Annotated in this window: 12 protein-coding genes; 9 read left to right on the forward strand and 3 right to left on the reverse strand. The window is 60.2% G+C overall.

Annotated elements, in window-relative coordinates; genetic code table 11:
- Positions 1-9 precede the first annotated feature (9 nt).
- Together AAE029_RS11775 and AAE029_RS11780 are read left to right on the forward strand one after the other, a co-directional pair.
- Positions 10-1,599: a DHA2 family efflux MFS transporter permease subunit gene (locus AAE029_RS11775; protein WP_371073025.1), complete on the forward strand. Its 1,590-nt coding sequence runs from the start codon at positions 10-12 to the stop codon at positions 1,597-1,599.
- A 424-nt stretch (positions 1,600-2,023) separates the two neighbouring features.
- Positions 2,024-3,862 carry an ABC transporter ATP-binding protein gene (locus tag AAE029_RS11780; RefSeq protein WP_371073026.1) on the forward strand — a complete coding sequence of 613 codons (1,839 nt, stop codon included), beginning with the start codon at positions 2,024-2,026 and terminating at the stop codon, positions 3,860-3,862.
- 83 nt (positions 3,863-3,945) lie between these two features.
- Here the strand turns inward: AAE029_RS11780 and AAE029_RS11785 are convergent, their stop codons facing one another.
- Entirely contained in the window at positions 3,946-4,449 is a 504-nt protein-coding gene (locus AAE029_RS11785) for an AAA family ATPase (RefSeq protein WP_371073027.1), read from the reverse strand.
- Positions 4,450-4,508: 59 nt separating this feature from the next.
- A complete protein-coding gene (locus AAE029_RS11790) occupies positions 4,509-4,907 on the reverse strand; it encodes a VOC family protein (RefSeq protein WP_371073028.1) in 399 nt (132 codons plus the stop codon).
- 220 nt (positions 4,908-5,127) lie between these two features.
- Between AAE029_RS11790 and AAE029_RS11795 the strand changes: the two genes are divergently transcribed.
- From AAE029_RS11795 to xylA, 3 genes are all read left to right on the forward strand, one after another.
- Positions 5,128-6,153 (forward strand): LacI family DNA-binding transcriptional regulator, encoded by a 1,026-nt coding sequence (locus AAE029_RS11795; RefSeq protein WP_371073029.1) that lies wholly within the window; start codon positions 5,128-5,130, stop codon positions 6,151-6,153.
- Between the two features lie 18 nt (positions 6,154-6,171).
- Complete coding sequence (xylB, locus tag AAE029_RS11800; protein ID WP_371073030.1) at positions 6,172-7,629, forward strand: xylulokinase; 1,458 nt, start codon at positions 6,172-6,174, stop codon at positions 7,627-7,629.
- A 132-nt stretch (positions 7,630-7,761) separates the two neighbouring features.
- Positions 7,762-9,072, forward strand: a complete 1,311-nt coding sequence (gene xylA / locus AAE029_RS11805; RefSeq protein ID WP_371073031.1) for a xylose isomerase — start codon at positions 7,762-7,764, stop codon at positions 9,070-9,072.
- A gap of 170 nt (positions 9,073-9,242) precedes the next feature.
- Here xylA and AAE029_RS11810 read toward each other — a convergent pair whose 3' ends face one another.
- Positions 9,243-10,274: a LacI family DNA-binding transcriptional regulator gene (locus tag AAE029_RS11810; RefSeq protein ID WP_371073172.1), complete on the reverse strand. Its 1,032-nt coding sequence runs from the start codon at positions 10,272-10,274 to the stop codon at positions 9,243-9,245.
- A gap of 167 nt (positions 10,275-10,441) precedes the next feature.
- On the opposite strand from AAE029_RS11810, the gene AAE029_RS11815 reads away from it, so the two are divergent.
- The 4 genes from AAE029_RS11815 (at position 10,442) to AAE029_RS11830 (ending at position 15,499) form a co-directional block, all read left to right on the forward strand.
- Positions 10,442-11,965: a sugar ABC transporter ATP-binding protein gene (locus AAE029_RS11815; protein WP_371073032.1), complete on the forward strand. Its 1,524-nt coding sequence runs from the start codon at positions 10,442-10,444 to the stop codon at positions 11,963-11,965.
- Positions 11,966-12,038: 73 nt separating this feature from the next.
- Positions 12,039-13,049 carry an ABC transporter permease gene (locus tag AAE029_RS11820; RefSeq protein WP_371073033.1) on the forward strand — a complete coding sequence of 337 codons (1,011 nt, stop codon included), beginning with the start codon at positions 12,039-12,041 and terminating at the stop codon, positions 13,047-13,049.
- Between the two features lie 197 nt (positions 13,050-13,246).
- Positions 13,247-14,194: a substrate-binding domain-containing protein gene (locus tag AAE029_RS11825; RefSeq protein ID WP_371073034.1), complete on the forward strand. Its 948-nt coding sequence runs from the start codon at positions 13,247-13,249 to the stop codon at positions 14,192-14,194.
- A 252-nt stretch (positions 14,195-14,446) separates the two neighbouring features.
- Positions 14,447-15,499, forward strand: coding sequence for a sugar phosphate isomerase/epimerase family protein (locus AAE029_RS11830; RefSeq protein ID WP_371073035.1), 1,053 nt, complete (start codon positions 14,447-14,449; stop codon positions 15,497-15,499).
- Positions 15,500-15,503: the final 4 nt, after the last annotated feature.

The raw sequence follows: 15,503 nt of genomic DNA on the forward strand, positions 1-15,503 counted from the left end.
AGGCGAGAGATGGCCGCCACCACGGCAGGATCGGTCCCGGTTTCCGCACCTGCGGCAGACCATATGGATCCGAAAAGGCTCATCGCGTTCTTCGCGATGGTGCTCGGCATGTTCATGTCGATCCTCGACATCCAGATCGTCTCCGCTTCGCTTGCGGAAATCCAGGCCGGCCTGAGTGCCGGCTCGGACGAGATCGGCTGGGTGCAGACGGCCTATCTCATCGCCGAAGTCATCATGATCCCGCTGTCGGGAACGCTGGCGCGCATCATTTCGACGCGCTATCTCTTTGCGATCTCGGCCGCTGGCTTCACGCTGTCGAGCGCTCTCGCCGCGACCGCGACGAATATCGACCAGATGATCGTCTACCGCGCGATCCAGGGCTTCATCGGCGGCGGCATGATCCCTTCGGTCTTCGCGGCCGCCTTTACGATTTTCCCGCCATCGAAGCGCAACGTCGTTTCACCTATCATCGGCCTCATCGCCACGTTGGCGCCGACCATCGGCCCGACCGTCGGCGGCTATCTGAGCCATGCCTTTTCCTGGCACTGGCTGTTCCTCGTCAACATCATCCCCGGCATCTTCGTGACGCTCATCACCTGGAACTTCATCGACTTCGACAAGTCGGAGCTGTCTCTGATGAAGAAGTTCGACTGGTGGGGCCTCCTGTCGATGGCGGTCTTCCTGGGCGCGCTCGAATATGTGCTGGAGGAGGGAAATTCGAACGACTGGTTCAATGACGAGCTCATCGTCGTGGGAGCGATCGCGTCGGTCATCGGTGGCGTCGTCTTCTTTTATCGCGCCTTCTCGGTGGAATTCCCGGTCGTCGATCTCAGAGCCTTCTCCAACAAGAACTTCGCGTTCGGCTCGATGTTCTCCTTCGTGATGGGCATCGGCCTCTACGGCCTCACCTATATCTATCCGGTCTATCTCGGCCGTATCCGCGGCTACGATTCGCTGATGATCGGCGAGACCATGTTCGTCTCCGGTCTCGCCATGTTCTTCACCGCCCCGGTCGCGGGCTTCCTTTCGGGCAAGCTCGACCCGCGCGTCATCATGACGATCGGCTTCACCAGCTTCGCCTCCGGCACGTGGATCATGACGCATCTGACCACTGACTGGGATTTTTGGGAGTTGCTGATCCCGCAGATCCTGCGCGGCGTGGGCTTGATGCTCTGCATGGTGCCAATCAATAATATCGCACTCGGAACCTTGCCGCCGGCCCGCATCCGCAACGCGTCCGGTCTCTTCAACCTGACGCGAAATCTCGGCGGCGCAGTCGGGCTCGCTATCATCAACACGGTTCTGACAAGCCGACAGGACGTGCACTACATGCATCTGCGCGAGCACGTGCATTGGGGCAATCCTGCCGCTGTCGAGCGGATCAACAATATGACCGCAAACTATAATTCCTACGGCATGGACGGATCGATGGCCGCCGTCAAACAGCTCGTGAACATGGCCGAGCGGCAGGCGATAATCCTGTCGTTCAGTGATATTTTCCTGATGCTGACCGTGCTCTTCCTGGCAATGATCCTCGGCGTCCTGATGATCAGCAAGCCGAAACCGCCTCCGGCCAGCGCAGGCGGCGGCGGTCACTAAAGCCTGTCGCGTGAAAAGAGATTCACGCGATGCGCTTTAGCGGATTGTTTTTCATGCATGTCGTTGCCGCAAAACCGCTGCACACTTTTGTGCGACATGCATTAGAGAGGATGAGTTCAGGTGGAATTGATCTGAACCCGTCTCTCGATCAAAAGGTTAGCGGGAAAACCGCGCATACTTTTCGGCATACCGCTTTGAGAACCGATTCAGTGCTTCGTCAGGCCGTTGCTGGCAAAGCCGAGCCGCTTTGGTCGGCCCGCTGTTGCCTTCGAGCGACATCCTCATCCTTTCTCCGCGGCGGCATTGCGATCGCGGCGGTTGTCTGCAATGCTGAAACCTCAATTCCTCCGAGCTTGGGAGACTGACATGAAAGCGACCCTGTCCAACCAGAAAGGAAAGATTACCCACAAGGACATTCTGCTTCATGAATATTCTGTTCCCACGCGCGAGGAAGAGCACTCCGCGCTATAAGCCCTTCCCGAAATTCTCCCGCGACGATTCCGACACCGCCGACCTCGAGAGGCGCCGGTGGCGCATACGCAAATTTCTCTCCTATTACCGTCCGCACCTGCCTCTGCTGCTTGCGGACCTCATTTGTGCCATCCTCGTCGCCGGTACGGCGGTGGCCTTGCCGCTCTGCGCCAACTTCGTGACGAGCCGTCTTCCGGCTCTGACCGACACGCCACCGGCCTACGCACAGGTTCTTGCAGTGGGCGGTATCATGCTTGCCGTTCTGGCGGTCCAGACGGTCGCGATCTTCTTCGTCGATTATCAGGGCCACGTGATGGGCGCCCGTATCGAGGCCACGGTCCGGCAGGAGCTCTTCGAACATTGCCAGAAGCTCTCGTTCAGTTTCTACGACAGGCAACGCACCGGGCAGCTCATGAGCCGCATCACCAACGATTCCCTGTGGCTGGGCGAGCTCTTTCATCACGGCCCGGAAGATCTCGCCATTGCCGTGCTCAAATATGGCGGGGCCATGCTGGTCCTGTTCTACATCGATCCGCCGCTCGCCGGTCTTATTCTCCTGCTCACCCCAGCGGCGGTCGCCTATGCGCTGCATTTCAATCGGCGTATGAACCGCGCGCTCGAAGCGAGCAAACGGCAGATCGCCGCCGTCAACGAGCGGGTCGAGGATGCCCTTGGCGGCGTCCGCGTCGTCCAGTCCTTCGCCAACGAGGCGCTGGAGAAAGAACGTTTCGCTGAGCAGAACAGACGGTTCCTGCAAAGCCGCGCCGACGGTTACCGCAGCGAGGCCTGGTTTTCGGCCGGCACGGAGACCTTCGCCCAGCTTATCATCATACTGGTGATCACCGTTGGGAGCCTGCGCATCCTGACGGCCGAGCTGACCGTCGCCGACCTCCTGACATTCCTCCTATGCGTGGCGGTGCTGGTCGATCCGGTGCAGCGGCTCGGCAATTTCGCACGCCTCTGGCAGGAGGGCTACACCGGGTTCGTTCGCTCAATGGAGATATTGGAGGTCGCCCCTGATATCACCGACCGGCCGACCGCGCGTTCCATGCCTATGCCAAAAGGCGAGATCAATTTCTCCGACGTCGCATTCGGCTATGACGGCGATGGACCAAGGGTGCTCGAGCGGCTCTCGCTCACCATTGCGCCGGGAGAATTCGTGGCCCTGGTCGGCCCCTCGGGGGTGGGCAAGAGCACGCTTTGCGCGCTCATACCGCGCTTCTACGATGTGCAGGCCGGGACGATCCGAATTGACGGCACGGACATTCGCGATGTGACGCTTGCTTCGCTCCGGCGCAATATCGGGGTGGTGCAGCAGGACGTCTACCTTTTTGCGGGGACCGTGGCGGAAAACCTCCGTTACGGTCGGCCGGAGGCAACCGATGTGGAGATAGAGGCCGCAGCCCGCGCCGCCAATGCTCACGACTTCATCATGGCTCTGCCTCAGGGTTATGACACCGATATCGGTCAACGCGGTGTCAAGCTCTCGGGCGGTCAGCGGCAGCGCCTCACAATAGCCCGCGCCTTCCTCAAGAATCCGGCGATCCTGATCTTCGACGAGGCAACGAGCGCACTCGACAATGAGAGCGAGCGGGCAGTGCATCAGGCGCTGTTGAACCTGGCGAGCGGCCGCACCACCCTGGTCATCGCCCATCGTCTGTCCACCGTGCGCCATGCCGATCGTATCCTGGTTCTCACAGGCGACGGCATCGTGGAACAGGGAACTCATGACGACCTCATGGCGCAAAATGGCGTCTACGCCGGCCTGCACAGCGTGCAGGCAAGCATCTGACCATCTGGCCCGCCGCAATTTGGCGGGCCAGGATACAAAAGGCAGCGCGCGAGATTCCTTGGAATGTGTCAAGACTCGGCCGATCAGCCGAGCCCAAGCCTCAAAACCAGATCGGCAACGAGTTCATCGACACCCCTCGTCGCGGTATCGATGACGGTGGGACGCTGCCCCCAATCTTCATAGACCCTGTCGGTGATCTCGTTCCATGTTGGCTTTCTCAGCCCCGGAACATCGGTTGCCCGGGTTTCTGCCCGCCGACGATGTTCAGTTTTGTCTGAGCAGATAACCTCTATCTCAACGGCTGGCACCGCCGATCGGTCTGCGACAGAAAGCCAAGCGGCTCTCGTTATTCCCAGGCAGTTTACCGAATCTGCGATCACAATGTTGCCGAGCGTGAGGTTGTCTCCAGCGATCCCGTAGGCGGCCATGTATCCAGCCGGACCAACGTCTGAATTGGATCCGCCCGAAGCTCGTATATTTTGCTCGATTGTATCAACGCGGACATGCACGGCCTTGATTCGCTTCGCCAGAGCGCGAGCAATGGTGGTTTTCCCCGAGCCTGGCAAGCCGCCGAGAATAATGAGCATGGATACTGACCTTCGATTTATTTCAGGATCGACGGGTTGCTGTGACGTGACCACAAGTTCTACGCCGACTTCTTCGCTCGATAGCAGACGAAAGCTATCTTATTGCCGTCGGGGTCGCGCACATAGGCGCCGTAGAAGCCGTCCCCATATTGGGGTCGAAATCCCGGCTCGCCTTCGCTTGCTCCTCCTTCCCGCATGGCGATTTGGTAAAGTCGATCAATAACATCCACATTGTCAAACAGGAACGCCGTCATTGTGCCATTGCCAACATTGGCTTCTTTCCCATTGAAGGGGTAGCCCGTGGAGAAGCGTGGAAAATTCTCATCGGACTTCCTGCCCCAGGAAGCGGATTGATCATCCCGCCAGCACTGATCCAAGCCCATTTCGGAAAATATGGGATGGTAGAAGCGCACGGAGCGCGGCAGATCATTGGTGCCGACCATCGTATAGCCGATCATCTGAATGCTTCCCCCTTCTGTCGCAAATCCTCAGCCGCAAACTCACATGCAAAAGTCTGATTTGCAACGGAGCTTGCGGAAGAAGTATTCTACATTTGTGGTTAGCGGCCCACTTGCGCAGAAGCCTTTTCCGTTTTGTCTCTGCCTCAAAAATAATTGGACTTAGAGTTTTTGATTTACGTACATCAAAAATCGAGCTAAGGATTTTGGAGGAGGAGCAATGAGGCCGACCGTACACGATATTGCCGCCGCCGCGGGCGTCAGCCTCGCGACCGTCGACCGGGTGCTGAATCAGCGCCCGGGAGTCCGGCACATCACGCGCGAAAGGGTCGAGGCTGCCATTCGCGATATCGGCTATGTGCGCGATGTCGCTGCCGCCAACCTGGCCAAAGGACGCGTCTATCCGCTGACTTTCATCCTTCCGACCAATGACAATTCCTTCATGCACGGCCTTCACGCCGAGGTGCGCCACGCGATTGCCCAGGGCGCTGTCGAGCGCACGAATATCCGCATCCTGGAGGTGCCGGCTTTCGATGTTGCCGCTCTGGTCAAGGCGCTCGAAGATCTCTCGGCCGACAAGCCGGCGGGCGTTGCTCTCGTGGCAACCGATGCGCCGGAGGTCCGCGCGGCCGTGGACAAGCTTGTCTCCGAGCGTGTTTCAGTCGTGACGCTCGTCTCGGACCTGACGGGGTCGCGGCGCCATCATTATGCCGGCGTCGACAATATCGCGGCCGGCCGCACGGCGGGCCGATTGCTCGGCCGCTTCCTCGGCGGCAAGGAGGGTGAGATCGCCGTGCTTGCCGGCTCGATGCTGGTGCGCGACCATCGCGAACGCCTCGAGGGTTTTTCCGCCGTCATGACCGAGGAATTTCCGCGGTTCACGATCCTGCCTGTTCTCGAGGGGCGGGACGATCCCGACACGGCTCAGATGCTGATTGCCGACGTGCTTTCGAAACATGACGGTATCTGCGGCATATACAGCCTCGGCGCCGGCAATCGCGGCCTGATCAAAGCTCTGAGCGAAAAGGGAAAGAGCCGAGAACTGACGGTTGTCGCCCATGAATTGACCGAGCACACGCGCGCCGCCCTCATGGACGGTACGATTGATGCGGTTCTCAATCAGGATGCCGGTCATGAGGTACGTAGCGCGATCCGCGTTATGAAGGCCGTCGCCGACGGATTGAGCTTCATCCCGGCGCAGGAACGCATCCGCCTCGACATATTCCTGAAAGACAATCTGCCGTAAGGCAAAGGGAGAATGCACATGTATCTGGGTCTTGATCTCGGAACGTCCGGCGTCAAAGCCATGCTGATCGACGGCGATCAGCGGATCATCGGTTCCGCAAACGGCGCGCTCGAGGTCTCCCGCCCGCATTCAGGCTGGTCGGAACAGGATCCGGCGCACTGGATTCGAGCAACCGAAGAAGCCGTGGCCGGCCTGAAGGCCGCCCATCCGAAGGAACTTGCCGCTGTCCGTGGCATCGGCCTGTCCGGCCAGATGCATGGCGCCACCCTTCTCGATGCCGAGGACAAGGTTCTGCGGCCCTGCATCCTCTGGAACGACACGCGCAGCCATGTCGAGGCCGCGGCTCTCGATGCCGATCCGCGCTTCCGCGCGATAACGGGCAACATCGTCTTTCCCGGCTTCACCGCGCCGAAGCTCGCCTGGGTCACGAAATATGAGCCGGAAATCTTCGCTAGGGTTCGCTGGGTTCTGTTGCCGAAGGATTACCTGCGCCTGTGGCTGACCGGGGAGCACATCTCGGAAATGTCGGATTCGGCCGGCACCTCCTGGCTCGATACCGGCAAGCGCCACTGGTCGTCCGAGCTTTTGGCCGCAACCGGTCTCGACGAGAAGCAGATGCCCAAGCTGGTCGAAGGCACGGAGCAGGCCGGCAGGTTGCGCTCCGAACTCGCATCCAAATGGGGCATTGCGGGAGAGGCCGTCGTTGCCGGTGGAGCAGGGGATAATGCGGCCTCCGCCTGCGGCATGGGCACGGTCAGCGATGGCGCGGCCTTCGTTTCGCTCGGCACCTCGGGCGTGCTCTTCGCCGCCAACGGTTCCTATCTGCCGAAGCCGGAAAGCGCCGTTCACGCTTTCTGCCACGCGCTTCCGAACACCTGGCACCAGATGGGGGTCATCCTGTCGGCAACGGACGCCTTGAACTGGCATTCGCATGCAACAGGCAAATCCGCCGCCGACCTCACGGGAGAACTTGGAGAGACGCTCAAGGCACCGACCGGCGTCACCTTCCTGCCCTATCTTTCCGGTGAGCGCACCCCGCATAACGACGCCACCATTCGCGGCGCCTTCATCGGCCTCGGCCATGAAAGCGATCGGCCCGTGTTGACGCAGGCCGTTCTCGAAGGAGTTGCCTTCGCAATCCGCGACAATCTCGAAGCACTGCGTTCAGCTGGCACCGACATCGCGCGCGTTACAGCGATCGGCGGCGGGTCGCGCTCGCGCTACTGGCTGGCTTCAATTGCAACCGCGCTCGGCCTTCCAGTCGACCTGCCCGCCGACGGAGATTTCGGCGCGGCCTTCGGCGCTGCTCGCCTCGGCCTGATCGCGGCGACGGGCGCCGATCCAGTTGCGGTCTGCACGCCGCCTAAGACGGCCAGCACGATCGAGCCGGTGGCCTCGCTCACGGCGGCCTACGAAGAGGCTTACAGGCGCTACCGCGCGCTCTATCCGGCGATCAAGTCGCTGGCGGTGCATTAACGGGGCTTGCCCCTCACCCTAGCCTCTCCCCGCGGGCGGGGAGAGGGGACGGCCGTGCGGTTGGCGCGGCGCTTCTTCGTCCGCTGGGACGGAATACAAACACGAATATCAACCCTCAAAGGAGGACATCAGATGAGCACCGGATTTTTCGGCGACATCCAGAAAGTGAAATATGAAGGGCCGGAGAGCACCAATCCGCTGGCCTTCCGCCATTATCAGCCCGACGAGATCGTCCTCGGCAAGCGCATGGAAGACCATCTGCGCTTCGCGGTCGCCTATTGGCACACCTTCACTTGGCCGGGCGGCGATCCCTTCGGTGGCCAGACCTTCCTGCGTCCCTGGTTCAACGAAACGATGGAGGCCGCCAAGCTGAAGGCTGACGTCGCATTCGAATTCTTCCAGCTGCTCGGCACGCCGTTCTATTGCTTCCATGACGCCGACGTGCGCCCGGAAGGCAAGAACTTTGCCGAGAACACGAAGAACCTCAACGAGATTGTCGACTACTTCGCCAAGAAGCAGGCCGACACCGGCGTCAAGCTCCTCTGGGGTACGGCAAACCTCTTCTCGAACCGCCGCTACATGTCGGGTGCTGCGACCAATCCGGATCCGGAGGTCTTTGCTTTCGCGGCGGCGACGGTCAAGACCTGCATCGACGCGACCCAGAAGCTCGGCGGCGAGAACTATGTCCTGTGGGGCGGCCGCGAAGGCTACGAAACGCTGCTCAACACCGACATGAAGCGCGAGCTCGACCAGCTCGGTCGTTTCCTCAATCTCGTCGTCGAATACAAGCATAAGATCGGCTTCAAGGGTACGATCCTGATCGAGCCGAAGCCGCAGGAGCCGACCAAGCACCAGTATGATTACGACGTCGCCACGGTTTACGGCTTCCTTAGGAAGCATGGACTCGAAAACGAAGTGAAGCTCAATATCGAGCAGGGCCATGCGATCCTTGCCGGCCATTCCTTCGAGCACGAGCTCGCACTTGCCAATGCTCTCGGCATTTTCGGCTCGATCGATATGAACCGCAACGACTACCAGTCCGGCTGGGATACGGACCAGTTCCCGAACAATGTTCCGGAAATGGCGCTCGCCTACTATCACGTTCTGGCAGGTGGCGGCTTCAAGACCGGCGGCACCAACTTTGACGCCAAGCTGCGTCGCCAATCGCTCGATCCGGAAGACCTGCTGATCGGCCATATCGGTGGCATGGATTGCTGCGCCCGCGGTCTGAAGGCTGCCGCCAGGATGATGGAGGACAAGGCTCTCTCCAAGCCGCTCGCAGACCGCTATGCCGGCTGGGATTCGGCCGAAGGACAAAAGCTCTTCCGCGGCGAGTATTCGCTGGAAGAGATCACCAACTGGGTCGAGAGCAAGGATGTCAATCCGCAGCCGAAGTCCGGCAAGCAGGAACTGCTTGAAAATATCGTCAACCGCTACGTTTGATGTGGCTGTGATTTCTGAAGAGGGCCGGGGAGCGAAAGCTTCCCGGCTCTTTTTTGCATGGGGAATTTAATGCATGTCGCGCAAAAGTGTGCGGCGGTTTTGCGGCAACGACATGCATGAAAACAACAAACTAAAGCCTGTCGCGTGAGCCCATCTTCACGCAACAGGCTTTAGCGATTCTGCCAGTTGCGCGGCGGAGCCGAGACCGAATTGCGCACGACGAGATCCGGCCGCAGCAGGATTTCGGTCTCGGCCGGCTGACCGTCTGACAGCAGTTCCAGAAGCAGGGCCATGGCCTGCTTGCCGATTGCGGTGCGCGGTTGCCGGATGGTCGTCAGCGACGGGCTGATGAAGACGGCCTGCGGGACATCGTCGAAGCCGGTGACCGAGAAATCGCGGGGAATGTCGTAGCCGCGGGCACTGAGGCCGATCATCACGCCGATCGCTGTCTGATCGTTCACGCACATGAAGGCTGTCGGAAGCGTATCGCGCATGAAGAGTTGCTCGACGGCATGGCGACCGCTTTCGATGGTGCCGTCGCCTTCGAGCACGATCCGCGTATCCTTGGCTACGCCCGCGGCATCGAGCCCGGCGTCATAGCCCTGGCGGCGCCGCGTATAGGCAAGACGCGTACGCGAATCACCGATGAAGGCGATCTTGCGATGGCCCTCGGCGATCAGAAGGTCCACGGCCTTGCGCGCCCCCTCCGTATCGTCGACCCCGACATAGGGAATGCCGCCATTGAAGACCGGCTCGAACACGCCGACGCTTGGCGGGAGCCTTGCCGTCATCGTCTGGTGGCCGAAAGGCAGGATGCCGGTAAAGAGAATGAGGCCAGCGGCCTGGTTCGAATTGAAAAACTTCAGGTATTCGAGGCCGCGCTGGGCATCGTTCTGCGTATGGCCGATCAGGACGCCATAGCCATGCGCGCGCGCCTCATTCTCCAAGCCCACGAGAATATTGGAGAAATTCGGATCACCGATATCGGGTGCGACGACGAGAATCATGTTCGACCGGCCGAGGCGCAGGCTGCGCGCCATGGCGTTCGTCGTATAGCCGGTGATGGCAATTGCCTGGTTGACCTTGAGCCGCGTGGAGTTGGCGACTTTCTCCGGCGTGTGGATCGCGCGCGATACAGTGGCGATGGAAACCTCGGCGAGCCGGGCGACGTCTTCGATCGTTGCGGGCGTGGAATTCGACACTGGGGGCTCTGCCATGGGCTGTCTTCGCCGCGACACTACACAGACTCGCCGATCCGTCAAAGCCGGGCTTGCGACAGACCTGTGCATTTCCATTATGTAAACCTTTACATAGGGTATGTAAAGGTTTACATAGGAGGTCAGCGGTCGGGGGCCGCAGGGAGGGAATAATGACTCTGGATACCGCAGAGACTGCGCCGGTGGTGCTGTCCGCGAAGCGAATTTGCAAATCCTTCAGCGGCGTTCAGGTCCTCTTCAGCGTCAATTTCGATCTGCGTGCCGGCGAAGTTCATGCCCTGACGGGCGAGAATGGCGCAGGCAAATCCACCCTCGTCAAAGTCCTTTCCGGCTTCGAACAGCCGACTTCCGGAGAAATCCTCCTTGATGGCGAGCCGATCATCCTGCCGCCGAATGGTGGAGCGGAAGCGCTCGGCATCGTCATCATCCATCAGGAATTCAACCTCGCCGACCATCTGACGGTCACCGAAAGCCTCTTCCTTGGCCGCGAGGTCACGCATTTTGGCGTGCTCGACCGGGGATACATGCGCAAGGAAACGCGTCGCGTGCTCGACATGCTTGGCTCGCATGTCGACGAAGACGCTCTCATCAGCACGCTATCGATCGCCGACAAGCAGATGGTCGAAATCGCCAAGGCGATCAGCCGCGATGCGCGGATCGTCTTCATGGACGAGCCGACGGCGGTGCTGTCGCGCGAGGAGACCAACATCCTCTTCGAACAGGTCCGCAGGTTGCGTGACAAGGGTACAAGTTTCGTCTTCGTCTCGCACAAGCTGGACGAAGTGATGGAACTCACGGACCGTGTCACCGTCCTGCGTGACGGCCAATGGGTGAAGACGGCGCCGACGTCCATGCTCGATGGCGAATCCATCGCTCAGCTTATGGTCGGGCGGGAGCTTTCCAGCCTGTACCCGACGAAGGTTGAGCCCGATGTCGACGAGGAAGTGGTGCTGCGCGTCAACTCCGTTTCGACCGGCTATGTGCAGGATGCGAGCTTCGAGGTCCGCAAGGGCGAAGTCATAGGCTTCTCGGGCCTGATCGGCTCCGGCCGTACGGAACTGATGGAGGCGATTGCAGGCCTGCGGTCGCGGCTTTCCGGCGAGGTCGTCATCAAGGGCGAAACGGTTGGCTCGGGCGACGTACATGCCGCCAATCGCGCCGGGCTTGCCTACATGACGAAGGACCGCAAGTCGAAAGGCCTGCTGCTGCGCTCGAACATGGTGACGAACCTCACGCTGCAGTCACTCGGCCAGCATGTCAGCTACGGTTACCTCAGCCCGAACAGCGAGGCCGAAGCACTTGCCAAGGCGAAGCGGCGTTTCGATATCCGCGTCCGCGACGCCAATATCATCGCCGGGCGAATGTCGGGCGGCAACCAGCAGAAGCTGCTGCTGGCGAAAGTGATGGAAACCGAGCCGCAGATCATCATCATCGATGAGCCGACGCGCGGCATCGATGTTGGCACCAAACAACAGATCTATCATTTCATTTCCGCGCTTGCGCGCGACGGGCGGTCGATCATCGTCGTCTCGTCGGAAATGCCTGAAGTCATCGGCCTCTGCACCCGGGTGGCGGTCATGCGCGAAGGGCGCATCGTCGGCATCCTGGAGGGTGAGGAGATCTCCGAACAGGAAATCATGCGATATGCCGCGGGGCTGAAGAAGAGGGCGGCCTGAGGCAATCAGGCAGGCGTCCTTCGGCACGTGGTTCAACGAGACGCCCCAGAAGAATGGGGTCGGGGAGGTTGTTTTGGATACGAGTTTGAACAAGGAGACCCGCGAGATCCGGCGCCGTTCCTGGCGGGATATCGACCTGCGCGCTGTGGCTCCCTTTGCGGCACTGATCCTGCTCTTGATCGTCGGGGCGCTGGTTAATCCGAATTTCATCGGCATCACCAACCTCGCCAATGTCGCAACCCGCTGCGCCTTCATCGCTATCATCGCCGTCGGCGCGACCTTCGTCATTTCGGCGGGCGACCTCGATCTTTCCGTTGGCTCGATGGTCGCCTTCGTGGCGAGCCTGATGATTCTCTTGATCAATTCCGCCATCATTACCGATCCGGCAATGATGCTCGTCGTGGCGGTCGTCTTCACGATCATTGCCGGGGCGCTCTGTGGTCTGGCAAACGGGCTTATCACCACGGTCGGCAAGATAGAGCCCTTCATCGCGACGCTCGGCACGATGGGCATCTATCGCGGCCTGACGACCTGGCTTTCGCAGGGTGGTGCCATCACGCTCCGCTCGCCGGAAATCCAGACGCTTTATCGTCCGGCCTATTTCGGCAATATTCTCGGCGTGCCGGTTCCGATCGTCGTAATCCTGCTGGTCACTGCCGTCGCTGCCTTCATTCTTTACCGCACGCGCTATGGTCGCCATGTCGTGGCGGTCGGCTCGAACAGTGATGTCGCCCGTTATTCCGGCATTGCCGTCAACCGCGTGCGTACCATCGCCTTCGTCATCCAGGGCCTCTGTGTGGCGATCGCCGTGCTGCTTTACGTGCCGCGCCTCGGTTCGACCTCGGCGACAACAGGCATTCTGTGGGAACTGCAGGCGATCACGGCCGTCGTCGTCGGCGGCACGGCGCTCAAGGGTGGCGCCGGCCGCGTCTGGGGCACAATCTGCGGCGCCTTCATTCTTGAGCTCGTGGGCAACATCATGCTGCTTTCGAATTTCATCAGCGAATATCTCATCGGTGCGATCCAGGGTGCGATCATCATCATCGCCATGCTGGTGCAGCGCTCGCTGGTCCGCAAATCGTAACGGACCGGTTTAGAGCGGGATGCCGAAAGTGTGCGCGGTTTTCGGGCGACATCCCGCTACTGACTTTTGAATTAGAGGCGGATTCAGATTTCAGGTCGATTCGACCTGAAATCATCCGGCTCCAGGATTGGCCGGGTTCACAGGGCGTCCGGTTCACGGGTAGGAAAGTCCCTGAAGTTTTGTTGGGAGGAAATAGCATGCGCAAACTCATGTTGGGTCTTGCGGTTGCGGCAGTCACCCTTGCGGGCACCGCATACGCGCAGGACCAGAAGTTCACCATCGGCGTATCCATTCCGGCTGCCGATCACGGCTGGACCGCAGGTGTCGTGTTCCATGCCGAACGCGTGGCCAAGAAGCTGATGGAAGAGCATCCGGGCCTGAACGTCATCGTCAAGACCTCGCCTGATGCCGCAACGCAGGCAAATGCCGTGCAGGACCTTGATACGCAGGGAATCGACGCGCTTGTCATCCTGCCGTCGGATCCGGATCCGCTCGTTAACGCGATCAAGGAAATCAAGGACAAAGGCAAGTTCGTCGCACTCGTCGACCGCGCGCCGTCGACCAACGACGACTCGGTGCGTGACCTCTACGTAGCCGGCAACAATCCGGCACTCGGCGAAGTCGCCGGCAAGTACATTGCCAAACAGACGCCGGACGCGCAGGTCGTCGTCATCCGCGGCCTGCCGATCCCGATCGACCAGCAGCGCCAGGACGGCTTCGACAAGGGCATCGCCGGTTCGAACGTCAAGGTTCTCGACCGCCAGTACGGCAACTGGAACCGCGACGACGCCTTCAAGGTCATGCAGGACTACCTGACGAAGTACCCGAAGATCGACGTCGTCTGGTGCCAGGACGACGACATGGCTGTCGGCGTGCTGCAGGCTATCGAGCAGGCCAAGCGTACCGACATCCAGTATGTCGTTGCTGGCGCAGGCTCCAAGGACATGGTCAAGAAGGTCATGGACGGCGACAAGCTGATCCCGGTCGACGTTCTCTATCCGCCGGCAATGGTGGGTACGGCAATGGAACTGACGGCCGCCGGTCTCTATGACCAGGTTCCGGTCCGCGGCAACTACATCCTCGATGCGACTCTCATAACCAAGGATAATGCCAAGGACTTCTACTTCCCGGATTCTCCGTTCTGATCATTTGATCGCGATTGCGCCCATTCCGAAAAGGATGGGCGCATTTTTCATGTCTCGAGGTTGCGTGCGGGCGAAAATGCGGCACGTACCTCTTGAAGCTGCCGGTGAGGCATGTTTAGTTCGCTCACGGTTTGACTTCCGGCTTTTCAGCCACATTTGCCGCAAGTAAGTGGAGGCCCGCTGCTCCCACCGAAATGCGTGTTAAAGATTACCATAAACGTTTACGGTCGCTAATCAGGGAGGATTTCTGACATGAAGACGATCAAAGGACCGGGCCTGTTCCTCGGCCAGTTCGCAGGCGATACCGCGCCTTTCAACTCATGGGATGCGATCACCAAATGGGCAGCCGACATCGGCTACAAGGGCGTGCAGGTTCCGACCTGGGCAAGCCAGCTCATCGACCTGAAGAAAGCGGCGACCTCCAAGGATTATTGCGATGAATTCGCCGGCAAGGCGCGTGAAAACGGCGTGGAGGTCACCGAGCTTTCCACCCATCTGCAGGGCCAGCTCGTTGCCGTTCATCCGGCCTATGACGAAGCCTTCGACGGATTTGCCGCTCCTGAAGTGCGCGGCAATCCGAAGGCGCGGCAGGAATGGGCGGTCGATCAGGTCAAAATGGCACTGACGGCTTCGAAGCATCTCGGCATCAAGGCGCATGCGACTTTCTCCGGCGCGCTCGCCTGGCCCTTCATCTATCCCTGGCCGCAGCGGCCGGCTGGTCTCGTCGAAACCGCCTTCGACGAACTCGCACGTCGCTGGAAGCCGATCCTCGACCATGCCGACGCTCAAGGCGTCGACGTCTGCTACGAGATCCATCCGGGCGAAGATCTGCATGACGGCGTCACCTATGAGATGTTCCTCGAACGCGTCGGCAATCACCCCCGCGCCAACATGCTCTACGATCCATCGCACTATGTGCTGCAGTGCCTCGACTATCTCGACAACATCGACATCTACAAGGACCGCATCAAGATGTTCCACGTCAAGGATGCGGAGTTCAATCCGACCGGACGCCAGGGCGTCTATGGCGGCTACCATGGCTGGGTGAACCGTGCCGGCCGCTTCCGTTCGCTGGGCGACGGTCAGGTGGATTTCGGCGCGGTCTTTTCGAAGATGACCGCGAATGATTTCGACGGCTGGGCCGTGGTCGAATGGGAATGCGCGCTCAAGCACCCGGAGGACGGTGCGCGCGAAGGTGCCGAATTCGTCAAGGCGCATATCATCCGCGTGACGGAAAAGGCGTTCGACGATTTCGCCGCCGGCGGCACGGATCAGGCCGCGAACCGCAGGATGCTGGGACTCTGATATT

It is taken from the genome of Sinorhizobium sp. CB7, assembly GCF_041357635.1.
Classification (GTDB): Bacteria; Pseudomonadota; Alphaproteobacteria; order Rhizobiales; family Rhizobiaceae; genus Rhizobium.